The organism is Exiguobacterium sp. s83 (assembly GCF_018617095.1).
GTDB lineage: Bacteria > Bacillota > Bacilli > Exiguobacteriales > Exiguobacteriaceae > Exiguobacterium > Exiguobacterium profundum.
Genome location: NZ_JACSJP010000001.1, coordinates 766,836 through 791,826, shown reverse-complemented (window position 1 = coordinate 791,826; position 24,991 = coordinate 766,836). Strand labels below are relative to the sequence as shown.

The following is a 24,991-nucleotide window of genomic DNA, read 5'->3' as shown; positions in this document are numbered from 1 at the left end:
AATTGTTATTCGTATACGTGATGGAAAGCTGACATCAGAGAATGTGGGTTCTGAAAAGGAAGAATGCATCGATTTGCCGAAAAAGACATGTAGGACAAAAGATAGGGGGATCTATATGTCTCAATGGCTGACATGGGCGAAACGAATTCAGGCGCTGTCTCAGGCCGGTCTGACGTTCACGCGTGATCAATATGACCGAGAACGGTACCAAGAGTTACAAGAAATCGCAAGAGAGATGTATGAACGGCACTCGGACTTATCGGACGAGGCCATCTCACAACTCGTTCATGTGGACGGTTATCCGACACCGAAACTTGATGTGCGAGGCGTCATCTTCAAAGATGATCGAATCCTGCTCGTGAAGGAGCGGTCAGATGGGTTGTGGACCTTACCCGGTGGCTTCTGTGAAGTGAATCGCTCTCCTGCTTCGAATATCATCAAAGAAGTAGAGGAAGAGGCTGGCCTGGATGTGATTCCAGTACGGTTGCTCGCCTTGTTCGATATGCATGAACATCCACACCCACCTCTCTCGGAGCATTATTACAAACTTTTCATCGAGTGTGCACTGATTGGTGACGGGGAGGGGAGCGCCGGCGTGGAGACGAGTGACGTCGGTTTCTTTGAACGAGACGATTTACCTGAGCTCTCCCTTGCCCGAAATACGATCGAACAGATTCATATATGCTTTGACGCGCATTGGCAAGAAGAAGACTGGACCACTTTATTCGACTAGGAGGCTCAATGATGCAAGTAAGACGATATGGACATATCCATCAACTGACCTTTTACGCTCCCGTACTGCCAATCAACGTTCAACTGTTTGAGCATGAGCTCGGACTCGTCTTGATCGACACGGCGCTGGAGCGGAACGCGACCGATATCCTATCGTATATCGCCGAGCTAGACAAGCCACTCCTCGCGATATTGTTAACGCATGCTCATGGGGATCATGTCGGTGGGGTGGACACCATCAAAGCAGAGCATCCGCTCGCTGAACTCTTCATCTCCCGACGTGATGCCCGCCTCTTATCGGGAGATCGGTCGCTAGAGGAAGAAGAGCAGAACAAGATTCGTGGTTCTTTGCCGACGATTCGTTCTACACCGGATGCGGTACTAGATATTGGTGAGCGGTTATTCGGTTTACGTGTCCTCGATGCAGCGGGTCATACACCAGGGTCAATTGCGTACTATGACGAGGTAAATCGGGTATTATTTGCAGGTGACGCTTTTCAAACTCAGGGAGGGGCAGCGGTGGCGGGAGATGTTCGGCCGTTATTCCCATTACCAGGACTCGCGACATGGAATCGGTCCGTTGCCGTCGAGAGTGCGGAGCGGCTAGTGGACTTGTCACCACTCCTTACTTTCGTAGGGCACGGTCCGCCACTCAAAGGGACACACCGGCTCTATTTGGCGTTGAAACGGGCGAAACGGAAGCAGGCGAGAAAGTTTATCCGTTAACGGGAGGGTTGCACCATGCAGCTGAAAGAAGTTGCCATTCATCAATTTGAGCAAGCCCAACAGATGCTCGAGATTCAACGTAACGCTTATGCTGTCGAAGCGGAACTGCTCGGGTTTGACGAAATCCCAGCGCGCTATGAGACGATTGATGTCATTCAAAACTTACCAGGCACGAGTTATGGCTTATATATCGAGGAGCGGTTGATTGGGTTTGTCACGGTGGAAGCATCTGAGAAAACTGTTGAAATCACGAAACTATGTATCGACCCGACATACTTTCGGGCGAGACTGGCGACGACGTTACTCGAACACATATTGAGCATTCACAAAGGAAAGTTGATTTACGTGCATACGGGCAAGCATAACGGACCGGCGAAGCGTCTGTATACGAAACTTGGATTTGAACCGAGTGCCGAATTCGAACCAGAACATGGCGTCACATTGATCCGGTATACGCATACGTCTTAAATTCAAATCTCATCTCACTATCATAAGTATACTAAGATAATGAGATGAGATATTATTTTTACTGATAATATATGTTATGTAAACTAATAAAAATAGAGCAATTTTTTCTCTATTTTAAAGCTCCCTATTACTTAAAAATCTTGTACCAATACAAGGTCAACTCGATTTGTGGATTCGCGTATTGTTTGATCGTGTCGACGCCTCCGAGTTGAAATCCCTCTTTTCTATAAAAGCGACATGCAATCAAGTTATCGTTCTGCGCTTCAAGCGATAAGCCGATCAGCTGTTTTTCTTTTGCCCACTGTTTGGCTGTTTCAAGCAACAGTTTTCCGATTCCACGCTTACGATGTGTTTGACGGACCGCGATATTTTCAATGTATGCAAATCGATTCCAATCCTTCACGAGTCGGATTTGTCCTACACATTCATCTGCATCCATCGCTAAAAACAGGATGCGACTGTCATGTTCGATATATTGTTTCCAGTCTAATCGATCGTCCGGAAATGTTATCTCTCTGACTTCTTCATCTAATTCTTCGACATATGTCCATTTTCCATCCATATAACTTGGCATGATTCGTCCGATGATCGGAAAAGGATCATTTGCATCGTTTACAATATGAATATGCGCCTCATCTAAGGCAATGATTTGAATCAAACTCATACGCTCCGCCTCCTCAATATCGATTCTGTCTCACTTAATTTTTAATTCTGTATCATTCGTGTGAATTTAGTATTCATAGGAATGATAACGCTTTATGAATAAACGTTTCAAATTTTAATTTCACCTGTTTAATACATGCTTCACAGTTGCTAGACCGCTGAAGTCATGCTATTTTTAGACAGATGAACCATCTAAGGAGGAATTCTTGTGAAACGAACGACTAAAGGTTTGGCAGCAACTTTATTTTTAGCAATCCCACTTGCTGCTTGTGGTGATGATAGCACGGATCAAGCAGATACGACACGCTGGGAAGAGATTCAAGAAGAAGGCACATTGACGGTCGGTACGGCCGGTACCCTCTACCCCGCTTCTTTCCGTGAAGAAGAGAGTGACACGTTGACAGGATTTGATGTCGAACTCATGAAAGAAGTCGCCAAGCGTCTTGACCTCGAGATCGAATTCAAAGAAACGGCATTTGACAACATGTTGACGAGTGTACAGAACGGTCAAATCGACGTGGCAGCGAATGATATCTCGGTAACAGAAGACCGTAAAGAGAAGTTTGCCTTCTCAAAACCGTATAAATACACGTACGGGACGGCCATCGTTCGCAAGAGCGACCTCTCTGGAATCGAATCACTCGAGGACTTGAAAGGTAAGAAAGCCGCTGGTGAGGCGACGACTGTCTTCATGGACGTGGCTCGAGAATATGGTGCAGAAGATGTCATCTATGACAACGCGACGAACGATCAGTACTTGCGCGACGTTTCAACAGGACGGACCGATGTCATCTTGAATGACTATTACCTTCAGACGTTGGCCCTTGCCTTCTTCCCTGAGTTTGATATCACGATTCACCCGGATATCGCCTATAACCCACAAGAAGTCGCTTTCTTGATGGACAAAGAAAATGACGAGCTCCAGGAGAATATCGACCGTGTACTAGATGAGATGCTTGAAGATGGTACGGTCAAGAAACTATCTGAGCAATTCTACAATGGCGCGGATGTTTCGGTAGAACCAGACGTAGACGCAACAATCGTCGAAACGAAGTAATGACGGCATGACGTTCTCAGATATTAAATGGGACGCCATCTTTGACGTAGACCTGGCGATTCAATCATTTCCTTATCTATTGGGTGGATTACCGAATACGCTTTGGATTTCGTTCGTCAGTATGTTTTTTGGTCTCTTGCTCGGTCTTTTGTTGGCGCTCGGGAAGTTGTCTCCGACACGACTCCTTCGATACTCGTCAACTTTCTATATCTCGTTCATGCGTGGCGTACCCATCTTGATCATTCTGTTCATCCTCTATTCGGGATTCCCGTTCATCGGGATCGAGTTCGCCGCTTTGACGGCATCCATTCTCGGATTCAGTTTGAATTCCGCCGCCTATATCGCTGAGATCATCCGCTCCTCGATTCGTGCGGTCGATGACGGACAGGTGGAGGCGGCTCGTTCACTCGGGATGGGGAAATGGCTAACATTGAAGGGGGTCGTCTTACCACAGGCGACACGGATCGCCCTTCCGCCGCTCTCGAACGTTTTTCTCGATTTGATTAAAGCCAGTTCGCTCGCCGCGATGATCACGGTACCTGAGATCTTCAACAAGGCCAAGATCGTCGGTGGTCGGGAGTTCGACTACATGACAGTGTATATCGTCGTGGCGTTGATCTACTGGGCAATCTGTACGTTCATGTCCTTCTTCCAAGAATGGCTCGAACGTCATTTTGAACGATATTTAGATACTCCGAAACGTTGACTGACTGGCTTATGCCGGTCGGTCTTTTTTAGTGAATTTGATTTTTGATACATCTCCTGAACCGATTATGCTATGATTTTCTTAATTATCAGAAAAATATAGGGGGATTTTGAATGAACCATCCATGGGTTTCACATTTGAATGATCAAGTCATTGGTCAATCGAAAGCCATCAAGCTCGCTTCGATTGCGCTACTCTCGGGAGGTCACGTTTTACTCGAGGACCGTCCCGGCACAGGCAAAACTACACTCGCCCGTAGTTTAGCAAGCTCCATCTCGGCGACATTCCAGCGTGTACAATGTACTCCGGATACATTGCCGAGTGACATATTAGGAATGGAGTTGTTCAATCCGACGACCGGGGCGTTCGAACGCCGGACGGGTCCGATTTTCACGTCGATTCTACTTGTCGATGAGATCAACCGGACGACACCACGTACACAATCCGCGTTGCTCGAGGCGATGCAGGAACGTCAAGTGACACTCGGGGAAGTGTCGCTCAAGTTACCGGAACCATTCTTTATGATTGCTACACAAAACCCGTTCGACGGGCAAGGGACGTTCCCGCTCCCGCAGGCTCAATTGGACCGTTTCTTATTCAAATTGACACTTGCTCCCCTCTCACGAGATTCCGAACGACGACTGATTCGCAATGAGCATCTCGCTTCAGAATCCTTCTCTCTGCAACAGGACGAATTGTTAAAGATGCAGCAAGAGGTACGAGATGTCCGATTCCACGAGGCGATGGAAGATTACTTGCTGGATTTGATGGAATCGCTCCGTCACCATCGCGACATCGAGGTCGGACCAAGTCCACGAGCGACGCTCGCATATACGATGGCGGCTCGGGCTCATGCCTATATGGAAGGACGGGACTATGTCTCACCGGAAGATATTCGGGCACTCGCGCTTCCGATTTTAGGGCATCGAATCGTCTTGACGGTTGAAGCATCGCTGAAGACGAAGCCGTCAAAGTTGATCAAATCTGTACTCGAGACCATCCCGGTCCCCTCAGAGGTGTAAGATGCAGTTAGTCAGCCCACGCTATCTCGAGTCCGGCTATATGTGGCTCCTGTTCGTCGTCGGGGTCTTCACGGCACTTTATGGGAACGTCTTGATTGCCAGTCTATTGATTGGATTCAGTCTCTATGCACTGGTCATGCCATCTTTTATGTTTCGATTGGCAGAACAAATCCATGTCGACCTCACTGAGGAGATGAAACTCTTTCCGAATGACGAGGCCGTCTATGTCTTGAAACTTGTGTCGACGGCAAAAGTCCCGCTTGGCGTTGTCCGCCTATCCGGCTATTTGCATCCGACCGTGGAATCAGAAGGACATGCGTTTTGGCGTCAGGAGAACTTTGTCGAGACGAATGCGACTGTCGACTTCACAATCCCGCTCCATGCGAAGAAGCGTGGTCCCATCCGCCTTGAGGCTATCGGGATGGAAATTCGGGATCCGTTACGCATGTTCTCGCTCTATAAAGAGGACTCACTCCCACGCATCGGCTATGTCTTCCCTGAGTTTTCGCCCTATCCGATTCCGAAACGTCCCCCTACTCTCCCAGGTGAGGAGATGGTTCGTCATAGTGCCTATCGTGACCCGGAGACGTTCCAATCGGTCACTCCATATCATGGGCAACCGATGCGACAGCTATATTGGTCTGCCTATGCGAAGACGGGCGAACTGCTGGCCCGTACCGAGCAACCGGTACAAGCAAATGAATATGTCATCGTCCTCGACTTGTTGACGAAGGATGGGCGTGCCCTCACCTATCAGATGGAGCGCCTCATCTCGCAAGCTGCCGCATTATGCCGTGATTTCGAGAAAGAAAATGCGAGTTACGGTCTGATTGTCCCGACGCTTACGAAGGATGGAATCACGTATGACCTTCAACCGGGAAGTGGTGAGGTACATTTTCGGAAGATTATGACGACGTTCGCTTGTCTGTCCGAGAGTGATTTTCCGCTTGCTCGCTCCTTGTTTGAACGAAAGGTCGCCAAATACAGTGGGAATCAGTCGATTCTCCGCTTGGGGGGTGACGGTCAATGAGATGGTTATGGTGGGTCTTCGCAGCATTTTACATCGGGCACGTGTTTCCATTGCTCTTCTTATTGACACTTCGTCTCCCTCGGAATACACAACTGATTGTGCAGACGATCATGAGCGTCGGTGCCCTTTATTTCTCTTATGAGATGAGCATCATGCTTTTGATATTCACATACGTTCATGCATTCATTCGGACGTTGGATTGGACGGACCGTTACGCGATGGCGAGCGTATTGTTTTTGGTGGCGGACTGGTTATTCCCCCCGGCATCGCAATCGCTCGCGATGGTGCTCTTTCCGTTCATCTTTTTGATTTGGCAACGAAACCTGTATTACCGTCGCGACTACAAGCGGATGGTGACGATGTTGACCGTCGGCCTAGGCATCGGGCTGATTGTCTCTCTCATCATTCGTACGATTAAAGAGCTATTGTTTGGTAATGTCGTCGCCTGGATCACTCCATTCTTTTTGTGGATTGGGAGCTGGTTTGATGGAATCGTACTCGACCCGAATGATCGCGTAAACCGCTTCCTCGTACCGAATAACCCGAACCTAGATGCGGAGACAGTGGCGCAAGAGACATTGCTCGCGTCCGCATCGAATAACTCGCTGTTCTATATCGGAGTGTTTGTAATGATCTTGCTTCTTGGAGTAGGATTGTTCTTCTATCTGCAGAAGCGAAAAGACATCCAGGAAGATGGAATGATTCCTAGGAGTATTCACCACCCGACACTCTCAGATAAGCGGATTGTCCGCTCGCCTCGCCAGATTCGCCTTCTTGAGACGGGACGAAAGTTAGAACAGCAGCACCCACGTCTTCGGGAAGAGACGGTGGCTGATTGGTTGCAGCGAATCGAGTTCACGGACCACAGGCTTTATGCAGATTGGTTAGAGGCCGCAGAGTATGGGGACAAGGAAGCGCCACAAGCAATCAGTGATTCATTCGAACGACTCGTTGAACAAGTTAATAAACGCTAAAAAACATCCGGCAGAGGAGTTCCTTCTGACCGGATGTTTTTCATTATAAAATTGGACTGAGAAGGCGGGACACGCTCTCTTTGAAGCGAATCCAACGTGTCCTCGATTCATAACGTTCGATGGTTAGCCGCTCAGCGCGTGCCTCGTCTCGCTCGAACGCATCGATGACGGACTGAGCGATGGCTTTGTCGAAGACAAGCGCTGAAATTTCAAAGTTGAGGCGGAAACTTCGGGCGTCGATGTTCGTCGTCCCAATTGATGCGACTTCTCCGTCAATGACGAGCGTTTTCGCATGAAGGAATCCTTCCTCATACGTGAACACTTCTGCCCCGTAACGTACGAGCTCCGCAGCGTTCGCATAGGTCGCCCAGTAGACAAACATATGGTCGGGCTTGTTCGGGATCATCAGTTTGATCTTAGTACCCGCCATCAGGGCGATTCGACAGGCATCAAGGAAACTTGCATCCGGGATGAAGTAGGGAGTCTGGATATAGATACATTCTTTCGACTGGGTGATCATTTTGACGAGCATATTCTTTAAATGCTCCGTCGACGAGTTTGGACCCGATGTCACGATTTGAACCGGGGACGCATGACGAGCAATTCCTTCGATTGGCCAAACAAAGTCGTCTTTCTGTGCCTTCGTTCGTGTCGGGACAGAGCGATTCCAATCCAGGATGAATCGTTCGAGCAATTCCTTAACGGCGTCGCCTGAAATTCGTAAGTGAACATCTCGCCAATAACCGAAATGCTCATCCTTTCCAAGATACTCATCCCCGACGTTGAAGCCGCCGATATAACCAAGTTCTCCGTCAACGACGCAGAGCTTTCGGTGATTTCGATTGTTGACGCGGAAGTTGATGTCGAGTTTGGACGGAAAGAACGATTTGACTTCCCCACCGTGGGCCAGCAGGTCCTTAAAGTGTTTGTGCCTCAGTCCCCTCGAGCCTACCGCATCGTAGAGGAGTCGGACACGTAATCCTTGTTTTGCCTTTTCGGTCAATAAGCGAATTAACGATTGACCCAGTGCATCGTTTTGGATGATGTAATACTGAATGTTCACTTCTTTCGTCGCCTGTTCAATATCTCTAAACAGTAGATCAAACTTCTCTTTTCCGTCGTGAAGGACGTCGATATCGTTCTGGAAAGACATCATCGCATTCGTCGATACGAGATTCAATCGTGCGAGTCGTCGGTGCTTCAATAGAAGTGGATGATTGAACGGTGCCATGGATTGGTCCAATTGGTCAAGTTGCTCCGCCACATGATGATGATACGCTTCACGTTTCTCTTCTTCGACTTCATAAAAGTTTTGAGATTTGATCAATCGACCGAAGAAGATGTAGACGAAGAATCCGATGAGAGGCAAGAAGAAGAGGACGAGTAACCACGCCCAAGTCGTTCCAATGTCACGCCTTTCAAAAAAGATAATGGTGATTGCAAACGTGAGGTTAAGCAATAAGATGAGCCAAGTCATGATGACGATAATGAGTCCGATAGTCACTTCCATGGTATCCCTCCCTTTTTTCAATTTTTACCCGAAATCAGACTATCTTAGCAAATGTTTTTCCTGATTTGGGTATACATTAATGAAGAAGTGAAGAAACGGGGGAAGCTTATGGAAGACATGATGATTGGGTTCAGCTTACTTGTCCTCATCGGTGCACTTTCGCAGTGACTCGCTTGGCGTTTTGACTTCCCAGCCTTCTTGATTATGACGGTTGCAGGGATGCAAATTCAAAGCATGGACATATGCATATTCTGAAACAGCTTCGTGAGTTTAAAGAGAACATTTCGATTTTACTGGTTTCGACAGTCTTCATCATTCTGACGGCAAGTTTGACACGTGATAGTTTACTCGCCATTTTCGACTGGCCTCTCCTCTTGTCGATTCTCGGAATCTTATTTTTTGTCCGACCGATCTCGGTGCAGACGTCGCTCCTCGGTTCTCCACTATTCGTGCAAGAACGGGCACTCATCACCTGGATTGCCCCTCGAGGTATTGTTGCGATGACGGTGACCGGTTTCTTTGCACAAGAGATTGCCGAACTGGGAATTGAAGATGCGGAACGGATGTTGCCAATCACACTCGGTTTAGTCGTAACCTCTGTCGCCCCACATGGATTGACGATTAAACCACTCGCGAAGCGACTCGGACTGACGAAAGTGAAGAATCCTTGGGAGAAGATATAGACAAAAAAAGACACCGCCCGATGGCAGTGTCTTTAATCAGCTTGAATTAGTTCAAGACTTTGATTGTGATTGATTGGCGACCGAAAGCAAGTGCTTGCTCTTGTGTCGGCATCAAGATATCGATTTTGTTTCCTTTGATGGCACCACCAGTGTCTCCTGCGATGGCTTCTCCGTATCCTTCAACCCATACTTTAGAGCCGAGCGGAATGACAGAAGGGTCAACCGCGATGACTTTTTGGTTCGGGTTCGAACGAACGTCGATTCCTGTCGCTGTGATACCAGAACATCCTGCACAATATGGTGTATAAGCTGTCGCTTCCACTGTCATTGTCTGACCTGAAGCCGGAGCTTGGGTTTGCGTTGTAGACGATGCAGTTTTCGTAACTGGTGCTGATGTCGATGTCTTCGGTGTTGTTGTCTTCGCATCATTCGCTACAGATGCAGCGGCTGCACCTTTCACGGCGAACTCTTGTCCAGGGAAAATAAGATCTGAATTAAGACCGTTCCAAGTCATCAATTGATTGACAGAGACCCCGTGGTTCAATGCGATACGATAAAGTGTATCACCTGATTTAACTGTATACGTTTTAGATGCAGTAGAAGCTTGTGATTTCGCTTCTGCCTTTCCAAGTTTCAAGACTTGGTTCGGATAAATCATATTTGAGTTTAAGCCGTTCGCTTGTTTGATGTCATTTACAGAGACGTTGTTGTTCACGGCGATACGATAGAGTGTATCTCCAGACTGAACTGTGTGTGTTGATGCTGCCGAAGCTGGAGCAGCGACTCCTAAACTAAGGCCAGCGAGTGCCGTTAGTGTCAATAGTGGTTTTTTCATAAGAATATTCCTCCCTTTTCTAACGCCCCCTTACTGTAACACCTGTATATTTCACAGCGATTACAGGACGATATGAGAGTGTTATCAGTTCATTTACAGAACAATTCACGAGGATGAGAGGATTCAGAAAATTGTTTTAATCCATAAAAACGGCTTTCTAGAGCCATTCTAAGATATAATAAGGAGAGAAATAAGGAGGTTTTGGTCTTTGGAACTATTACTGCTATATTACATTGTGACTAATTTACTAGCGTTTGTGTCATATTTTGTCGATAAACGACGGTCTCGCGTGGGAGCTTGGCGTATTTCGGAGCGAACATTGCTGACGATGGCTTGGATTGGTGGGGCGTTCGGTGCTTATGTGGCGATGCGCATCTTCCGACATAAGACATTGAAGCCGAAATTCCGGATTGGGGTACCTGTCGCGATTCTCGTGCATGCTGCGTTCACAGGATGGTTGATCTTTTAATCCTTATATAGAAGAAACTTGATCACATCTATTATTGGATGGTGATGAGAAATATCGGGTTCGTCCCATTTCATGCTCGTTCTAAAGTGTTTCTCCGTGAACAATCGAAATGAAATGTCGGGAAAATTCCGAAATGAGGAGGAAGACTATTTTGAATAGTATCGAGATGATTCGTCACGGCCCATTGACTCTACGGGTGACGGATCGCTTCACTGTTCTTTTGTGCGAGTCTGGGACGTCCGTGATTTTGGTGAACGGAATGCGCCTTACTCTTCATTCAAGAGAAGCCCTTCTCTTGGCTCAAGGACAAAGTGTGATGGTGGAGAAAATCGAGGAATCGTCGCAGATGAGGCTTCTTGAGTTTGATCCGGACGAATTGTTCCATCCCGAGTTGGCGAAACGATATGTAACACCGTATCTTACTTCCGAAAAATCCATACATATGTTAAAGCAGGAACGCGTGAATCAATCGATCATTCAGACGATTGAACGCGCTGTGCAACATCTATCTGCGGACGGACCACTCGCATTGATGGATGCCACACTGCAGTGTACGGTCATCTGGCGCTATTGGATTCAGCAAGAGGGTGAAGTGATGAAGAATGAGAACAAACGGGAGAGCCTTCGTCTGATGCTCGCTTATATCGAGTCTCATCTAGAATATAAGCCCACGTTAGCTCGAATCGCGACTGCGGGTAATGTAAGTCGCAGTGAATGTTGTCGGTTGTTTACTACGTTCGGGAACACCTCTCCACTTGCGTATGTCCAAGTTAAAAGGATGGACCGGGCCGCAACTCTATTAATGGATTCGATTGAATCGGTTGCTGACATCGCCAATCGCCTGAGCTACTCAAGCGTCAGTCACTTCGTACAGACATTCAAAGCACATCATTCGATCACCCCGCTCGCCTATCGAAAACAATACCAAAGGAAAAGAGCCGAGTAATTTCGGCTCTTTTCCTTTATCTTGCGGTCCATCCACCATCTGCCTTCAAAACATCACCATTCACGAAGCTCGAATCATCCGATGCTAAAAAGAGGGCGACGTTCGCGATTTGTTCGGGCTCACCCATCGGCGCTTCCCCCGCACCTTGGATGGCACGCATCCCGAGTTCGCTCGGTGCCGTGATGGTTGACCCGATATTCGTATTGACCCCACCCGGTGCGATGGCGTTGGCACGAATCTTACCGAGCGTGCCATGGGTCGCCGCGATGTTCTTCGTCAATCCGATTAACGCATGTTTCGATGCGACATACGCCGCGCCCCCGCGAGTGCCGAACAGTCCTCCGACGGACGCATTGTTGATGATGACGCCACCACGATCCTGTTTCTCCATCACTTGGATGGCGGCACGCGCTAATTTCATCGGTCCGGTCAAATTGACGCCAAGGACTTTGTCCCATAGTTCATCTGTCACTTCCCCCACCGTCAGGAAGTTGTCCATGATTCCCGCGTTATTGACGAGAATGTCGACCGATCCGAACGTGTCTTTCGCCGTACCGATGAGGTTGTCGACATCCGTTTGATTCGTCACGTTACCAGCAATGCCAAGAACTTCCCCACCCGCTGCTTTGATTTCATCAACCACCGCCTGCACAGCATCTTCATTCAAGTCGAAGGCGACGACCCGTGCGCCTTCCTTCGCAAACAGTTTGGCGATGGCCCGCCCCATGCCTGAACCTGCGCCAGTGACGATTGCCGTTTTTCCTGAAAGCTTCATTCCTCATTCCTCCTTTAAAGGTCAGAACGTATACGATGTGTGATGACAGTAATCTGCCTGTCACTATGATATACCCACATTTGGTCGGGAGCCTCCTGAGAAACATGGCGATTTTTCTTCAATTGACTCCCAGCAATCTTTATACTTGAATAAAAGCCACTCTATATAAAGGAGAGATGACGTGAGACAGTTCCATGCAACCGTCCATGGTCGAGGTGAACCGGTTCTTTTTCTTCCCGGTGGGGGATTCACTGGGTCACAAGGCCAATTATTTGCCGAAGCATTACATAACGATTTCGAAGTTCACCTGTTAGATCTACCTGGGTTTGGTGAGAGTGAGGGACTACATACATATGCGACCTCAAAAATACTCGCGGACTGGATCGAAGCATACCGAACTTCACGACAACTGGAGTCCATTCGTTTGATCGGACACTCGATGGGGGGTGCCATCGCCCTGGCGTATGCGGTCCATTACCCAGACCAGGTCAGACGTTTGATTCTCCTCGACCAAGGACATAAGCCGAATGCCATGATTCCGTTTCGTGAATATGGCATCTTCGGATTCGCTTTGCCGCTTTTGCGACTGCTGTATCACAACGTACCACTGAGCTTCTTGAATTGGATCGAAACGCAGGCGAGCCAACGTGTCTCTATCTTTTCCGAAGAACAGTTCCAACTGTTCTGTCAACGGATCGGAGTCGAGCCGACGGCATCGATTCGTTCTGCTGTCGAGCAATCGGCCCGTCTTTCGACCGGTGGCTTACACTTGTTGTTTGGTTATGATGGATTGGATTTTAAGGACTTGTTACGACGCGTCCAAGTCCCGACGCACCTGTATTATGCGGATTTCACGGGAATTGATTTGAAGGAGGCGAAGCGAACGCTCCATCATGTCAAACGAGCGGAACGACACCTTCACCCCTCTGTACAATTGATTGCCATACCAGGTGGACACTTCGTTCAGTGGAGCCGTCATTTCTCGATGGAAAACGTTCTGCGGTTCTTACATACATAAAACAAGACAGCGGAGAGGTTTCCGCTGTCTTGTTCGTCATGATGCCCAGTCGTGGCGCTTTAGCCAGTCGTGAAGTTGATGCTGTAGCTCAGGATGGAGCGGTTCACTGAGTTGTGAACGATAATGTTTTTTCACGTCCAAAATACTCATCTCACCATCGAAATGTTTCAACATATGGTCCATGTCCTTAATCTTTTGTACCTCGATATGCTCTACGTGAAGTGCGGCGAGCTCATCTAGATGCTCGACGTCCGTTTGAACGTCCCGGTCTCCTGTCAGTGCGAGCGTCGGAATGTTCAATTGAACCAATCGTTCTCGAAGTGACACGTCTGTGTGTGTAAGATGCTCCCGTAACCATTTGGCAGGGAACTTCATCAGCTGGATCCGCATCGTATCCTGATCCGTTGTTGTGACGCGCTCGAACAGTTTTTGTTGTTTCCCGACGACCGACTTCTCATTCAAGCTAAAGCGAAGCAGTTTACCCTTGATCCCTTTCGTACGTCCCACTTCTTCGAGCAAAGCATGTGCCTGTTCCTGCATGCTCGTCTTCAAGGCGACACCGGCACCAGACAACAGGACGAGACCAGAAACGGATTCACGTTCTGCTGCGAGTGTCGCGACGATACATCCTTCGCTATGGCCGAGAAATAAAACGTCTTGTGAGACATGGTCATGAGATTTCAGATAACGGACGACCGCCGACACGTCATCAACGAGTCCTGTTAGACCGACGCTATGTCGATTGCCACCACTCTTGCCAATCCCCCGTTTGTCATAGCGTAATGTGATGAATCCTTGTATCGTCAGCCATTCTGCTAAGTCTTTATACAAGTTTGACTTGAAGCCGGTACCGTTTCCGTCACGGTCCAATCCTCCCGTCCCTCCGATGAGGACGATGGCTGGAAAGGACGACCGTTCCTGATCGGGTGTCGTTATGGTGGCAGCAATGGTTGTTTCCCCTTGAATCAACACATTTTCTTGTTTATACATCATCCATCTCCTCCTTTTCTTCAACCGGCATGAACGCGTAGGAGAATTTCCGCAACGTACGTTCTTCAGATGGTTCATGCTCGAGCACTCCCTCTAAGAGATCGTAGAGACCTCTTAGGAATCGATCACTCTCGGCATCAGACAGATAAAGTGGGATACTCCGAAAGCCGACCTTGTTTACTTGAAGGTCGATTTTGTCCCGCTTTAAATAGTCTCCGAAATCCATGAGCAGTGACATCGCGAACGTATAACAGACCATGTACAGTTGCTCTCGGTCTTCCTCCTCAACAATCTTGTTGATACTAGTTAAAGGATTGTTTTGAATCGCATACACTTTCTCATACACCCCGCGAACTTTATTTTCGCTCATGACAGATAAAATCTCGTCTTGTACCATTTTGTTGATATGGCGATAGAGGCTCGCTTGAGGAACATCGGGAAGTGCTTTTGCTAAGTCTCCGGTCGTGACTCCTTCATTCATCAGAACGTGTTGAAAGATTTTCATACGAATCGGGTTCAATAAACTTTTTAAGACATCTTGATTCATTGATTCCACCTCGATGTTATCATATTTGATAATATTATTATTTATGATAATATCATGTGGTCGAATCGTTGTCTATGTCCATATAAAAAGCCGCCCTCGTATGGCGGCTGATTCGATGCATGATATATGATCACCGTTCACAGGCGATTCCGTCTTTGTCGCGGTCTTTTGATTGATTCGCGTCATATAAGGCTTTATTGACATAAGGTTTATAACGCGTCTTTCCACCTTTGTTTTTGGTCGTCTTCGATTTGGCCACGCCCCCTTTATACACTTTGTTCATCTCCGTGCAGTTTTTGAAGCGTTTCGCCGCAGCATCGACCGAGTCTGTCGGTGTTGCCGTCAATCCAATCATAAGAATGAACGTCGATAATGCCAGTGAGACTTTTTTCATCAAACCCCTCCTCTTACAAGTTATATCGGGTAAATTTGTGTGATATTTATCATTGAATGAGTGGATAAAAAATTCTTTCCGACACTGATGAAGTTCATAAGAGATATTTGATGTTAATTTTTCTCTACGACACGTCGCACGATAGAGAAGAACACTTGGTTCGGCAGATAACGCTTCAGCGCGATCAACAGTCCTGCTTGTTTACCCGATGGATAGCGGAGACGCTTCTTCCGGTCGGTCGCTGCACGCCAAATCGTCTCGGCGACGACGTCCGGACCTTCAGCGTTCGCACAAGCGGCATTCGTGTTATGGAGTGCGACTTCTGTATAGTCATCATATACATCGAGCGGTTGGTCACGCACGAGTTCTTGGGAACGACCGTAAAAGTCTGTTTTAATCGGCCCCGGCTCAATCAATTTCATGCCGATATTGAACGGTGCCAACTCGAACTGAAGCGATTCGATGAATCCTTCAATCGCCCATTTTGAACTGTGATACAAGCTATAGATTGGGAATGTGATCTGTCCACCGACGGAAGAAACGGTTATGATTCGACCGCTCCGCTGTTTGCGGAATTATGGGAGTGCTGCCCGAATCACATTCATGACCCCGAATACGTTCGTATCAAATTGCCGCTGAATCTGTTCGGGAGAGGCTTCCTCGAAAATTCCGACCGCTCCGTATCCAGCATTTTTCAACAACACATCCATCGTTCCATGATCCGAGACGATTCGTTCAAATGCCTCTCGGATACTCGTCTCGTTCGTCACATCTAGCTGATAGAGCGACACCCTTTTCAGGTTAGACAGTTCTTGATGGTCTTCAGGTCTTCGCATCGTCGCGGCGACATGCCAGCCTCGTTTGCTGAACAGTTCGACCGTTGCCCGACCGATTCCGCTCGATGCTCCTGTGATGACGATGGTTTGTTTTTGCTACATATCCATTCTCCTTTAATGTTTATATGTTTGAACTTTTGAACGTATTAGTGGGAAAGAAGCCTTTCTCTCTGTTTCCAAAAAGAAAGGTTATAAGATACATTCATCTTCAATCGCACGTGTCAGTGCCTTCAGCAGTCCGACCGCATCTTCAAGTGTCAGGAAATAAAAGTTCTCTGTCCCGACTTTCTCCGATGAAACGATGCCCGCTTGTCGAAGTAATTTGAGATGATGTGAGATGGCTGGTCGAGACAACTCAATCTTTTCATCAATCTGATTGACGTTCAAGCGTTCATGTTTAGCGATCTCGACGATGATGCGTTGACGATTGACATCGGCTAAAACTTGGAACAACGGAATCGCATCTTTAAATAAAGATAACGATACTTCGGGTGTAACATCTGTTCGTTTCATATTCATCACTCCGTTTAAAAGTTTAAACGTTTAATCCCACACTAAGAATACTAGGTGATCCGCCTTCTGTCAACGAAGTTGTTCGTACACTTCACGTATAATGCTTGCAATCATGTGTCTCGAGTCATAATCCCGCTTGGAGATTTTGACGAGCGGCGATGGTTCGGGGAAGAGTTGAGCATTGATGTCGTCAATTGTATAGCCTGCTGCAGTTTTCGTTATCACGTCATCGGTCAAACGTTCTAGATAATCGAGCTTTTTGGTCAGTTGCTCCCTTCCCTGTTCGAGACGCCCGGCATGCTGACAGTACACCTCATCAAAATCGAGGGACAGGACCCGTTTGAGCGAACGAATCTGTTCAGGGACCGACTCCTCTGGAATCATCACCTTCGGATACGGATGGACGAACAAATCACCCGAGAACAGTCGACCGTTCTCCTCATCATATAAGACGACATGATTCGGCTCATGACCGGGTGTATGGATCACATGATAAGTATGATGTTCTGACGTGATCTGATTTTCATGATAGGCGATCGGCTGAAACGGTTCCGGGTCTCCTGAGAAACGCGCACGGTAATCGGGGATTTCTAACCCTGTCTGACACATGTCCCTCGCGGACTCTCGTATGTAAATCGGGACACCGTATGACCGTTCAAGCCAGGCTGCCGTTCCGATATGGTCTTCATGGGGGTGCGTGATGCTGACAAGATCGATTGGAACCGACTCATAAAACGGTTGAAGTTCGGGTAGCATCGTGCGTGTTCCCGTATCGATGAGCATCCCGTCGATATAATACACATACATCGACATCTCGAATGGACCGTTCTTTACGTTGGCACAAACAGCCGTCACCGGTCCATAGTTCTTTATTTGCATCATGCGTCCCTCCAATTTTTCACTTTTCTTCATTATATCGAAAAAGAGCAAAGACCTGCAGACATTTCACAGTTCTTTGCTCACCCTTATTTAGAGATTCTCTCCATTCGTCGCAATGACCCGCTTATACCAGTCGAACGAGTCTTTCTTCATCCGCTCCATCGATCCGTTCCCTTCATTGTCACGGTCGACGTAAATCATTCCGTACCGCTTCTTCATTTCTCCTGTCGTAAACGAGACGATGTCGATGATGCCCCAAGGTGTGTAGCCAATCAAGTCGACCCCGTCATAGAGGACGGCTTGCTTCAATTGTTCGATATGGGCCTTCAAGTAATCGATTCGGGCTTTGTCATGAATCTTTCCGTCGACAATCTCATCGACGGCACCGAATCCATTCTCGACGATGAAGAGCGGAATTTGGTACCGGTCATAGAGTCGGTTGAGTACATAACGGAGTCCGACCGGGTCAATCGCCCATCCCCAGTCACTCGACTGGATATACGGGTTCTCGACCCCATTCGGCAGACCACCGTTGACGATATCGCCACTGTTGTCCGCGACAACGTCACTCTTCACGGTCGTCGACATATAGTAACTGAAACCGAGATAATCGACCTTTCCGTTCTGTAGGATTTCTTCGTCCCCTTCAAGGATTGGGATGTTATACCCTTCCCGCTCGAACTCGTTCAAGGCGTAGCTGGGATAGAAGCCGCGTACTTGTACGTCCGGGAAGAAATAGCGTTGACGCATCATCTCTTCGGCGAGCATGACGTCATCTGGGTTTGATGAATACGGATAAATCGGTACGTGAGAGACCATCGCTCCAATCTCGAAGTCAGGATTGATGGTTTTCCCTTTGGCAACGGCGAGAGCGCTCGCAATCAGTTCATGGTGCCCAGTCTGATACATGACTTCGCGGGCGTTCTCCCCTTCTTCTAAAAGGACTCCCGAATTCGTCCATAAGAAGAGTGGATTGTTGACGTCCATCTTGTTGTTGATTTCGTTGAACGTCATCCAGTATTTGACCTTGTCTTTGTAACGGTCAAAGCAGACCTCAGCGAAGCGGACGAAATGCTCGACGACTTCACGATTTCGGAATCCCCCGTATTCACGGGCAAGATGGAGCGGCATCTCAAAATGCGACAGTGTGATGATCGGTTCGATGTCATGTTTGAGTAGCTCATCGAACAAGTCATCATAAAATTGGAGACCCGCCTCGTTCGGTTCTGCATCATCACCATTCGGGAAGATGCGGCTCCATCCGATGGAAGTACGTAAACATTTCAATCCCATCTCAGCAAAGAGGGCCACATCTTCTTTATAACGATGGTAAAAGTCAATCGCCTCATGGTTCGGATAGAACTCATTCGGTTCGACCTTGTCTGTGATCCGGCGAGCGACGCCGTGTGCACCTGCCGTCAAGACATCGACGACACTCGGTCCTTTGCCATCAGCCTCCCAACCACCCTCGAATTGATGAGCGGCAAGCGCGCCTCCCCATAGAAAATCGTTCGGTAATGTCTTCATTGTAAGTCCTCCTTCACATAAATCGTACACGTCAAGTATAATTGTACCGGTACAATTATACAAGGTCGGTATATTGAATTACTTTTGTTTTTTTCATGATATAATAGAACCAGTGACGAAAAAGTGAGGAATGACGATGCTAAAATACCAACAAATCGCAAATGAAATCGAACAATACATCCACGAACAAAACTTAAAACAAGGCGATAAGCTCCCTGTCCTTGAGCAGATGATGAATCAATATGCGGTGAGCAAAAGCACCATCACGAAAGCTTTAGAGCTGCTTGAACGAAAGGGTGTCATTTTTCAACTACGGGGAAGCGGCATTTTCGTCAGACGACATAATCGACCTGGCTATATGAGCCTCTTCTCGACCCAAGGGTTCAAGAGCAATCTCGGAGACCGTATCTTGACATCTGATGTGATTGATGTGTCTTTCGTGAAGCCAGACTCGACCGTTGCAGAGAATCTCGGGATTGCCGTGTCGGACGATGTATATCGGGTCGAACGGGTAAGGTATGTGGATGGAGAGGTGCTCTGTCACGAGGAATCCTATTATGTGAAAGCTATCGTCCCCTATTTGAATCGCGAAATTGTGGCAGACTCTATTTTCGATTATGTCCAAAGCGCGCTCGGCGTCACGATTGGATTTTCTGACATGTATCTACAGGTCGGGCGATTGACGGAAAGTGAAGCGGAACACCTCGGATTGCAAGAGAATGACCCGACACTTCGCATCGAGACGATCTTCCATCTCACGAATGGGAAACCATTTGACTATTCCCGCATCACGTACCACTACGCACATTCACAGTTCGTCATTCAGGCGAACGGGCCCTATATGTAAAGACAACCCCTCATGCGCGCATGAGGGGTTGTTTGTCGAGAGATGAATATCACTTCACGACCGGGAGATTGACCTGTTCGACCCAATCGTCAATGAACCGACGTTGATGTTGATGTAATCGTGGTAGGTCTTCTCTTGAGAAAAATCGATGTTCGTGACTTTCGTCTGTCGATTGAGCGATTTCTCCTGAGAATGAATGGGTGTAAAAGATGACTTGAACACTATAGACGCGATCACCGTTTTCATAATTGGCATATCCCTCATCACCGGAATAGATTCCGAACAGTTTCAAATTATCCACGGAGAGCCCCGTCTCTTCGAGAGTTTCACGGATGGCTGTCTCTTCAAATGATTCCCCAGGCTCCATAACGCCACCGGGGATTCCCCAAACATGATGATCTTTTCGGTGTTGCAACAGAATTTGATTGTCCTGTTCGATGAGGACTCCACATCCTACAGTGATTAATAGATTCGATCCGATTAATTGACGCATATGCTGTATGTAACTCACTACACTACCCCTCTGTATTTAGAATTTAAAAAATCTTGATCTCCCCATTCACATGATCAATGAAATAGTACGTATCGTTAGCATCATGTGCGAGTATGAAATTTCCTAGTATATTTGGATGAAATTCAATAGTGAACGTCTCAAGCGTCTGCTCGTATGTCGGATATGAGAGGGACTGCCACACATTCTTCGCCTTCGGAATCTGAAGCTGAGGCAATAATTCGTCTTCAATCAATCCCTTCCAATCTGGGTTATGCAATATAAAGCGAAACACGTTTTCAAATGGAGCAAACGTCCCACCTAAACCAAACGCCAATTTGATGGGAAACGCACCTCTAACCACATGTTCAAAAAATGTCTCCATTTGGACAATACCAGTTGTCGCGACATGTCTCACTTGGTTTCCTTGAAGCGTCAACCCGTCTTCGGAATAGCTCAGAATCCAATCCCTCTCTCCTCTTAAGACGATGATCTCATTTGAAGAAAGCGTCAATTCCGATTCTAACACCTCACGATTTTTGATGGTTTTGGTCGTCACATGCTCTTCTTCCTGACTTTTAAAAGAGAAGCGACGTTTTCTCGAATCCCTTACAGTCCGCTTACGCTCTATAAGTAATGGAAACTGTTCATTCTCCAAATGGCGAAAGATCAAGTAGGTTGCTTCTCTGTCTCTCAATGCATGACTCGGTATGACCACTAATTCTAGTGGATTATGATGATTGGATAAGTGTTTTGACATCATGTTGCTTTCCGTCTCTTGAGGAACCAATATCCGAATGGCAATATCGCTAACACAGTAAAGCCAATCAATCGGTTGGTATTCGATGTTGGCTTGTTTGACTCTGTCTTATCCGAATGGACTGATGATGAGTCGCCTGCTCCACCTATCATTCCTTCTTCGGCATCCCCTTCAATACTTTCATTCTCTTCAACCAATAATACTTGAAACGCCTCAGTTGAAATCTCATCTCCGCTAATCATCTGTTTTGTATTAGATGTCAACGCCGTCAACATGTCCCCATCATAATCAAACCAAGCCGACGCTTCTGCGTATTTCACGAGATTGCCTTTTACGTCCGTCAACGCTTTCGGAGTTTCTTTGTCAGAACCGAACGTTGAGAACGCATATGTACCCGCTGATTGTTCATATGTTCCGATCACGTTGACCGGTTCATCATCTTGAAAAACGGTCGCCACAAATTCTTTTGTTAGGACGAACGTACATGTTTCTCCCGTTTTGTAACAAGAGGAAGACGGTACGTATGTCTCGAGTAGTGGCCCAAAAGTGATGTTCTCACTGTCCGTCATATGATAATTTGCCGGATCATCTCCCTGAATATGATCCATCACAATGTTATAAAAATATGCATCTGCAAAACGTTCCGCCGAGGATTCAGTCATCTCGGCTGATACGGTCCTCGTGCTTGCAAGCAGTCCGACACAACATATGAGTAAGCCCGTCATTCGTCGCATGTGTTTCTCCCTTCATCACCCTGAAGATTTCAGCAGCATCGCGTGATTGATGTGAATCAATTCGGCGTGAGGCTGTTTGTGACGACTGACATATGACGTGAATCGCGATGATGCGACAAATGCATTTGATTCATGAATCATCGCCAGTCGGACGAGAATGAGCCGTAATTGTTTTCTTCCTTCTCCCAGTGTAACACGGTCGACTTGGTTGTTTTTGTCGAGTCGGTTGATTAACAGCTCCACTTTGCAATCTTCTTTAATCAAATAAGAGACCCAATACGCCGTCTGTTGAATCAAGTCTTCATATTGCGCATGGAGGCCGTTCCCGAGCGGACCGCTCAAATCAAGGGAAATCGTGAACGTGTCGAGATTTTGTCGTTCGAACACTTTTGCCTGTACATGACCGACCTTTGAAGTGGCGACCCAGTCAATCTGTTTAGTCGGTTCCTTCTCATATCGTTTTGCACTCTGAATCATCAACGGATCGTTCAGCGGGGAGTGCTTGACGATACGGTCACCCATCCGAATCATTCGAGATTCGGTGATTGGTGACTTCGTGATGGTAGGTAACACAATCCATGAGGGCATATCCATCTCCTGATCCGTGAAAAAAAGAGTACCTAAATAAAACGGTAACGTGACACGCATCACACACATATGAATCGAAGCAGGTCCACGCTTCACAGCCGAGACGCTCACATGATGTATGTCCTGTTCGATCCTGGTGTCGTATGCCTGTGACCCGTCCTCGAATACCATCCGTTCATTACCCTCTAGTCGAATCAATAGCGGAACACCAAGGGCAATGATTCGCTCATACCCATCAATACGGACGATACATGATGTCTCATCGTCAATGAACAAGAGATCTTCTTTCTGCCGGATAGAAAATGAGACTTCGTTTGAAAGTGTTCGAATGATTCGTTTCCGGATGAACATGACGATTAATAATGCCCCGCATACATAAGCGATGGGCCATACATAAGGCATCCACATGGTGAGAAAACCGAGACTGACATAAGCCGGCCAAAGTTGGTCTTGAAGAATGGACGGTGTACTGATTTCGACCTGTCGCATCGTTACACCTTTTCGACGGGGACAGTTACGGACTCGAGTACGTCCACCAACACTTGTCGCTTCGTCGATTTGATGTCCCCTTCAAGGGTGAGGGTCAATCGGTGCGAGAGGACATGTGGTGCAACGGCTTGAACATCTTCAGGCGTGACAAACTGACGGTCGTTCAAGTACGCATAAGCTTGTGAGGCCTTGACGAGCGCGAGCGTCGCCCGTGGGCTCGCCCCGACTTCGACTAACGGATGTTGCCTCGTCTCGTGGATGAGTGCGAGCAAATACGTGACGACATCTTCATGAATCCGGATATTTTCGACTTCCTCTTGTGCTTCTAAAAAAGCTTCATTCGTCATCAAGGCATGCACTGTCTGTCTCGTCTTTGAAATCGTCTGTAGAATCAAGTTCCGCTCTTCATCTGCCCCAGGATATCCGACTTGAAGGGACATGAGGAAGCGGTCGAGTTGGGCGTCTGGTAGGGCGAACGTTCCTGCCGACTCGATCGGGTTTTGCGTCGCGATGACGAAGAATGGTTTCGGTAGTTGATAGGTGACGCCACCGATAGAAACTTGGCGTTCTTCCATCGCTTCAAGCAAGGCGGATTGCGTTCTCGGAACGGCGCGATTCACTTCATCGATGAGTAAAATATTCGTGAAGATCGGTCCGGTGCGGTTCTCGAACGTCTGGGTCTGCATATTGAAGAAGTCTGAACCGATGATGTCAGAAGGCAGCAGGTCGGCTGTGAATTGAATTCGGGCGAAGTCTGCCTCAAAACTTTTGGCGATGCTTTTCGCAAGTAACGTCTTCCCCGTCCCAGGCACATCCTCTAGCAAGATATGGCCGTTCGCCAGTAGGGCTGTGCAACATAATTTTGTGATTTCCGGTTTACCGAGGTAAATGCGGTCTAATTGGTCCAATACGTGTCGGATGGTCATGAGTTCGACTCCTTTTGTGTGCGTAGTAGGTATTCATCAAGTTGTTGGGTGAACGCTCGCTCACGTTGTGGTGAGATGTTTCCATCATCATAACGTGTCTCTAAATAGATAAGTAGGGATGCATCGAGCTCGATTCGTTTCGCCCAAGTCGACAACGTCTCAGTTGGGCGACGACGTTTATATGGAGGTAACGCTGCTTCGAATTGAATCAACTGCTTTCGGATAGCCGATGCTGGTAATGGATGAACTGTTCGGTTTATCTTCATCGACGCGTTGTCAGAAATCACTAGCGAGTGACCCTCGATAACTAACTCTCCCTCCTCGCTTTGTTTCTTCGAGGGGCGTCGTTTTTTCCAGAGCCACCATCCGAGCAAGATAAGCAGTCCGGTAATCATGTATGGGAGGTAGGAAACGCTGCTCGTCTCTTCTCCTGACGGGTTTCCGTAAGAAGGGGATTGGTCCTCAATTCGCTCTTTCGGTGTCCCCCCTGACTCGTCTTCTGACTCAATCATTGCTCCGTCTGGACCGTTCCCTTCTGGTTCTTCATATGGCGCATCCCCACACCAAAAGTCGACATCCGTCACTTCGAAAATCCCTAAAAATTTTCGTTTGTCATGACAGTCGGTGACCCAACTCGTAATCTCGCTCCCTGAGATATCTAATGATTGGTAGTAACGGTATCCCAGTTGACCGGAATAGGAGATGAGGGCGACCAGTAGTAGGGAGAGTAGAATCCCTGATACAAAAATCGTTTTGGCTTGTTTCATTGGCGATTCCGTATATGTATATTCGATTTCATCTCAAGTGACGGCTCCTCTCATAGTTTAAATCCTTTTTTTGGAAATAGGATTAAATGG

29 protein-coding genes and 1 pseudogene are annotated in these 24,991 nt (G+C 47.5%); 13 read left to right on the top strand and 17 right to left on the bottom strand.

Translation table 11 applies throughout. The annotated features are described in order from the left end of the window. The first annotated feature begins 115 nt into the window (after nt 1–115). Genes KNO73_RS04100 through KNO73_RS04090 form a run of 3 tightly spaced genes read left to right on the top strand, consistent with a single transcriptional unit; the run spans nt 116 to nt 1,926 of the window. Nucleotides 116–733: an NUDIX hydrolase gene (locus KNO73_RS04100; protein ID WP_215112106.1), complete on the top strand. Its 618-nt coding sequence runs from the start codon at nt 116–118 to the stop codon at nt 731–733. A gap of 11 nt (nt 734–744) precedes the next feature. Further along, complete coding sequence (locus KNO73_RS04095; protein ID WP_214684260.1) at nt 745–1,458, top strand: MBL fold metallo-hydrolase; 714 nt, start codon at nt 745–747, stop codon at nt 1,456–1,458. A gap of 15 nt (nt 1,459–1,473) precedes the next feature. Then, on the top strand, nt 1,474–1,926 hold the full coding sequence (locus tag KNO73_RS04090) for a GNAT family N-acetyltransferase (RefSeq protein WP_012726325.1): 453 nt from the start codon (nt 1,474–1,476) through the stop codon (nt 1,924–1,926). 127 nt (nt 1,927–2,053) lie between these two features. On the opposite strand, the gene KNO73_RS04085 is transcribed toward KNO73_RS04090, so the two are convergent. Then, the gene (locus KNO73_RS04085) at nt 2,054–2,590 is read right to left on the bottom strand and encodes a GNAT family N-acetyltransferase (protein ID WP_215112105.1); all 537 of its coding nucleotides are present in this window, start codon (nt 2,588–2,590) and stop codon (nt 2,054–2,056) included. A 207-nt stretch (nt 2,591–2,797) separates the two neighbouring features. Here KNO73_RS04085 and KNO73_RS04080 point away from each other — a divergent pair, with 207 nt between their 5' ends. The 5 genes from KNO73_RS04080 (at nt 2,798) to KNO73_RS04060 (ending at nt 7,378) form a co-directional block, all read left to right on the top strand. Beyond that, a complete protein-coding gene (locus KNO73_RS04080) occupies nt 2,798–3,646 on the top strand; it encodes a transporter substrate-binding domain-containing protein (protein WP_215112104.1) in 849 nt (282 codons plus the stop codon). Nucleotides 3,647–3,653: 7 nt separating this feature from the next. After that, nucleotides 3,654–4,352, top strand: a complete 699-nt coding sequence (locus KNO73_RS04075; RefSeq protein ID WP_215112103.1) for an amino acid ABC transporter permease — start codon at nt 3,654–3,656, stop codon at nt 4,350–4,352. 113 nt (nt 4,353–4,465) lie between these two features. Then, on the top strand, nt 4,466–5,374 hold the full coding sequence (locus KNO73_RS04070) for an AAA family ATPase (protein WP_012726321.1): 909 nt from the start codon (nt 4,466–4,468) through the stop codon (nt 5,372–5,374). A 1-nt stretch (nt 5,375) separates the two neighbouring features. Further along, nucleotides 5,376–6,404, top strand: coding sequence for a DUF58 domain-containing protein (locus tag KNO73_RS04065; protein ID WP_012726320.1), 1,029 nt, complete (start codon nt 5,376–5,378; stop codon nt 6,402–6,404). After that, a complete protein-coding gene (locus KNO73_RS04060; protein ID WP_214684264.1) occupies nt 6,401–7,378 on the top strand; it encodes a hypothetical protein in 978 nt (325 codons plus the stop codon). The genes KNO73_RS04065 and KNO73_RS04060 overlap by 4 nt, the downstream gene beginning before the upstream one ends. Before the next feature lie 43 nt (nt 7,379–7,421). On the opposite strand, the gene cls is transcribed toward KNO73_RS04060, so the two are convergent. Then, on the bottom strand, nt 7,422–8,888 hold the full coding sequence (gene cls, locus KNO73_RS04055) for a cardiolipin synthase (protein WP_215112102.1): 1,467 nt from the start codon (nt 8,886–8,888) through the stop codon (nt 7,422–7,424). Between the two features lie 242 nt (nt 8,889–9,130). Between cls and KNO73_RS04050 the strand changes: the two genes are divergently transcribed. Further along, nucleotides 9,131–9,571: a cation:proton antiporter domain-containing protein gene (locus KNO73_RS04050; RefSeq protein WP_251024840.1), complete on the top strand. Its 441-nt coding sequence runs from the start codon at nt 9,131–9,133 to the stop codon at nt 9,569–9,571. A gap of 46 nt (nt 9,572–9,617) precedes the next feature. On the opposite strand, the gene KNO73_RS04045 is transcribed toward KNO73_RS04050, so the two are convergent. Further along, nucleotides 9,618–10,406, bottom strand: coding sequence for a LysM peptidoglycan-binding and 3D domain-containing protein (locus KNO73_RS04045; protein WP_214812605.1), 789 nt, complete (start codon nt 10,404–10,406; stop codon nt 9,618–9,620). A gap of 235 nt (nt 10,407–10,641) precedes the next feature. On the opposite strand from KNO73_RS04045, the gene KNO73_RS04040 reads away from it, so the two are divergent. Next, a complete protein-coding gene (locus KNO73_RS04040; RefSeq protein WP_287471917.1) occupies nt 10,642–10,875 on the top strand; it encodes a DUF1294 domain-containing protein in 234 nt (77 codons plus the stop codon). A gap of 151 nt (nt 10,876–11,026) precedes the next feature. Further along, the gene (locus tag KNO73_RS04035; RefSeq protein ID WP_215112101.1) at nt 11,027–11,821 is read left to right on the top strand and encodes a helix-turn-helix transcriptional regulator; all 795 of its coding nucleotides are present in this window, start codon (nt 11,027–11,029) and stop codon (nt 11,819–11,821) included. A 16-nt stretch (nt 11,822–11,837) separates the two neighbouring features. Here the strand turns inward: KNO73_RS04035 and KNO73_RS04030 are convergent, their stop codons facing one another. Next, complete coding sequence (locus KNO73_RS04030; protein ID WP_215112100.1) at nt 11,838–12,596, bottom strand: glucose 1-dehydrogenase; 759 nt, start codon at nt 12,594–12,596, stop codon at nt 11,838–11,840. A 181-nt stretch (nt 12,597–12,777) separates the two neighbouring features. On the opposite strand from KNO73_RS04030, the gene KNO73_RS04025 reads away from it, so the two are divergent. Beyond that, complete coding sequence (locus tag KNO73_RS04025) at nt 12,778–13,614, top strand: alpha/beta hydrolase (protein ID WP_215112099.1); 837 nt, start codon at nt 12,778–12,780, stop codon at nt 13,612–13,614. A 36-nt stretch (nt 13,615–13,650) separates the two neighbouring features. Here the strand turns inward: KNO73_RS04025 and KNO73_RS04020 are convergent, their stop codons facing one another. The 7 genes and pseudogenes from KNO73_RS04020 to bglA form a co-directional block, all read right to left on the bottom strand. After that, nucleotides 13,651–14,604, bottom strand: coding sequence for an alpha/beta hydrolase (locus tag KNO73_RS04020; protein ID WP_214812602.1), 954 nt, complete (start codon nt 14,602–14,604; stop codon nt 13,651–13,653). Further along, entirely contained in the window at nt 14,597–15,151 is a 555-nt protein-coding gene (locus KNO73_RS04015; RefSeq protein WP_215112098.1) for a helix-turn-helix domain-containing protein, read from the bottom strand. The genes KNO73_RS04020 and KNO73_RS04015 overlap by 8 nt, the downstream gene beginning before the upstream one ends. A 130-nt stretch (nt 15,152–15,281) precedes the next feature. Further along, the gene (locus tag KNO73_RS04010; protein ID WP_370149069.1) at nt 15,282–15,506 is read right to left on the bottom strand and encodes an excalibur calcium-binding domain-containing protein; all 225 of its coding nucleotides are present in this window, start codon (nt 15,504–15,506) and stop codon (nt 15,282–15,284) included. 152 nt (nt 15,507–15,658) lie between these two features. Beyond that, a pseudogene (locus KNO73_RS04005) lies at nt 15,659–16,465 on the bottom strand (SDR family oxidoreductase). 105 nt (nt 16,466–16,570) lie between these two features. Then, on the bottom strand, nt 16,571–16,894 hold the full coding sequence (locus tag KNO73_RS04000; RefSeq protein ID WP_215112097.1) for an ArsR/SmtB family transcription factor: 324 nt from the start codon (nt 16,892–16,894) through the stop codon (nt 16,571–16,573). Between the two features lie 69 nt (nt 16,895–16,963). Further along, entirely contained in the window at nt 16,964–17,773 is an 810-nt protein-coding gene (locus tag KNO73_RS03995) for an MBL fold metallo-hydrolase (RefSeq protein WP_251024839.1), read from the bottom strand. Between the two features lie 90 nt (nt 17,774–17,863). Then, nucleotides 17,864–19,300, bottom strand: a complete 1,437-nt coding sequence (gene bglA, locus KNO73_RS03990) for a 6-phospho-beta-glucosidase (protein WP_215112095.1) — start codon at nt 19,298–19,300, stop codon at nt 17,864–17,866. A gap of 136 nt (nt 19,301–19,436) precedes the next feature. On the opposite strand from bglA, the gene KNO73_RS03985 reads away from it, so the two are divergent. Further along, a complete protein-coding gene (locus KNO73_RS03985) occupies nt 19,437–20,147 on the top strand; it encodes a GntR family transcriptional regulator (protein ID WP_215112094.1) in 711 nt (236 codons plus the stop codon). A 49-nt stretch (nt 20,148–20,196) separates the two neighbouring features. Here KNO73_RS03985 and KNO73_RS03980 read toward each other — a convergent pair whose 3' ends face one another. The 6 genes from KNO73_RS03980 to KNO73_RS03955 form a co-directional block, all read right to left on the bottom strand. After that, nucleotides 20,197–20,658, bottom strand: a complete 462-nt coding sequence (locus KNO73_RS03980; RefSeq protein ID WP_215112093.1) for an NUDIX hydrolase — start codon at nt 20,656–20,658, stop codon at nt 20,197–20,199. A 25-nt stretch (nt 20,659–20,683) separates the two neighbouring features. Then, complete coding sequence (locus KNO73_RS03975; RefSeq protein ID WP_215112092.1) at nt 20,684–21,196, bottom strand: hypothetical protein; 513 nt, start codon at nt 21,194–21,196, stop codon at nt 20,684–20,686. Between the two features lie 200 nt (nt 21,197–21,396). Beyond that, nucleotides 21,397–22,131, bottom strand: coding sequence for a hypothetical protein (locus KNO73_RS03970; protein ID WP_214731479.1), 735 nt, complete (start codon nt 22,129–22,131; stop codon nt 21,397–21,399). Nucleotides 22,132–22,146: 15 nt separating this feature from the next. Beyond that, the gene (locus KNO73_RS03965; RefSeq protein WP_215112091.1) at nt 22,147–23,208 is read right to left on the bottom strand and encodes a DUF58 domain-containing protein; all 1,062 of its coding nucleotides are present in this window, start codon (nt 23,206–23,208) and stop codon (nt 22,147–22,149) included. Nucleotides 23,209–23,210: 2 nt separating this feature from the next. Continuing rightward, nucleotides 23,211–24,134, bottom strand: coding sequence for an AAA family ATPase (locus tag KNO73_RS03960; RefSeq protein ID WP_214688729.1), 924 nt, complete (start codon nt 24,132–24,134; stop codon nt 23,211–23,213). Beyond that, the gene (locus KNO73_RS03955) at nt 24,131–24,901 is read right to left on the bottom strand and encodes a hypothetical protein (RefSeq protein ID WP_215112090.1); all 771 of its coding nucleotides are present in this window, start codon (nt 24,899–24,901) and stop codon (nt 24,131–24,133) included. The genes KNO73_RS03960 and KNO73_RS03955 overlap by 4 nt, the downstream gene beginning before the upstream one ends. Nucleotides 24,902–24,991 lie beyond the last annotated feature (90 nt).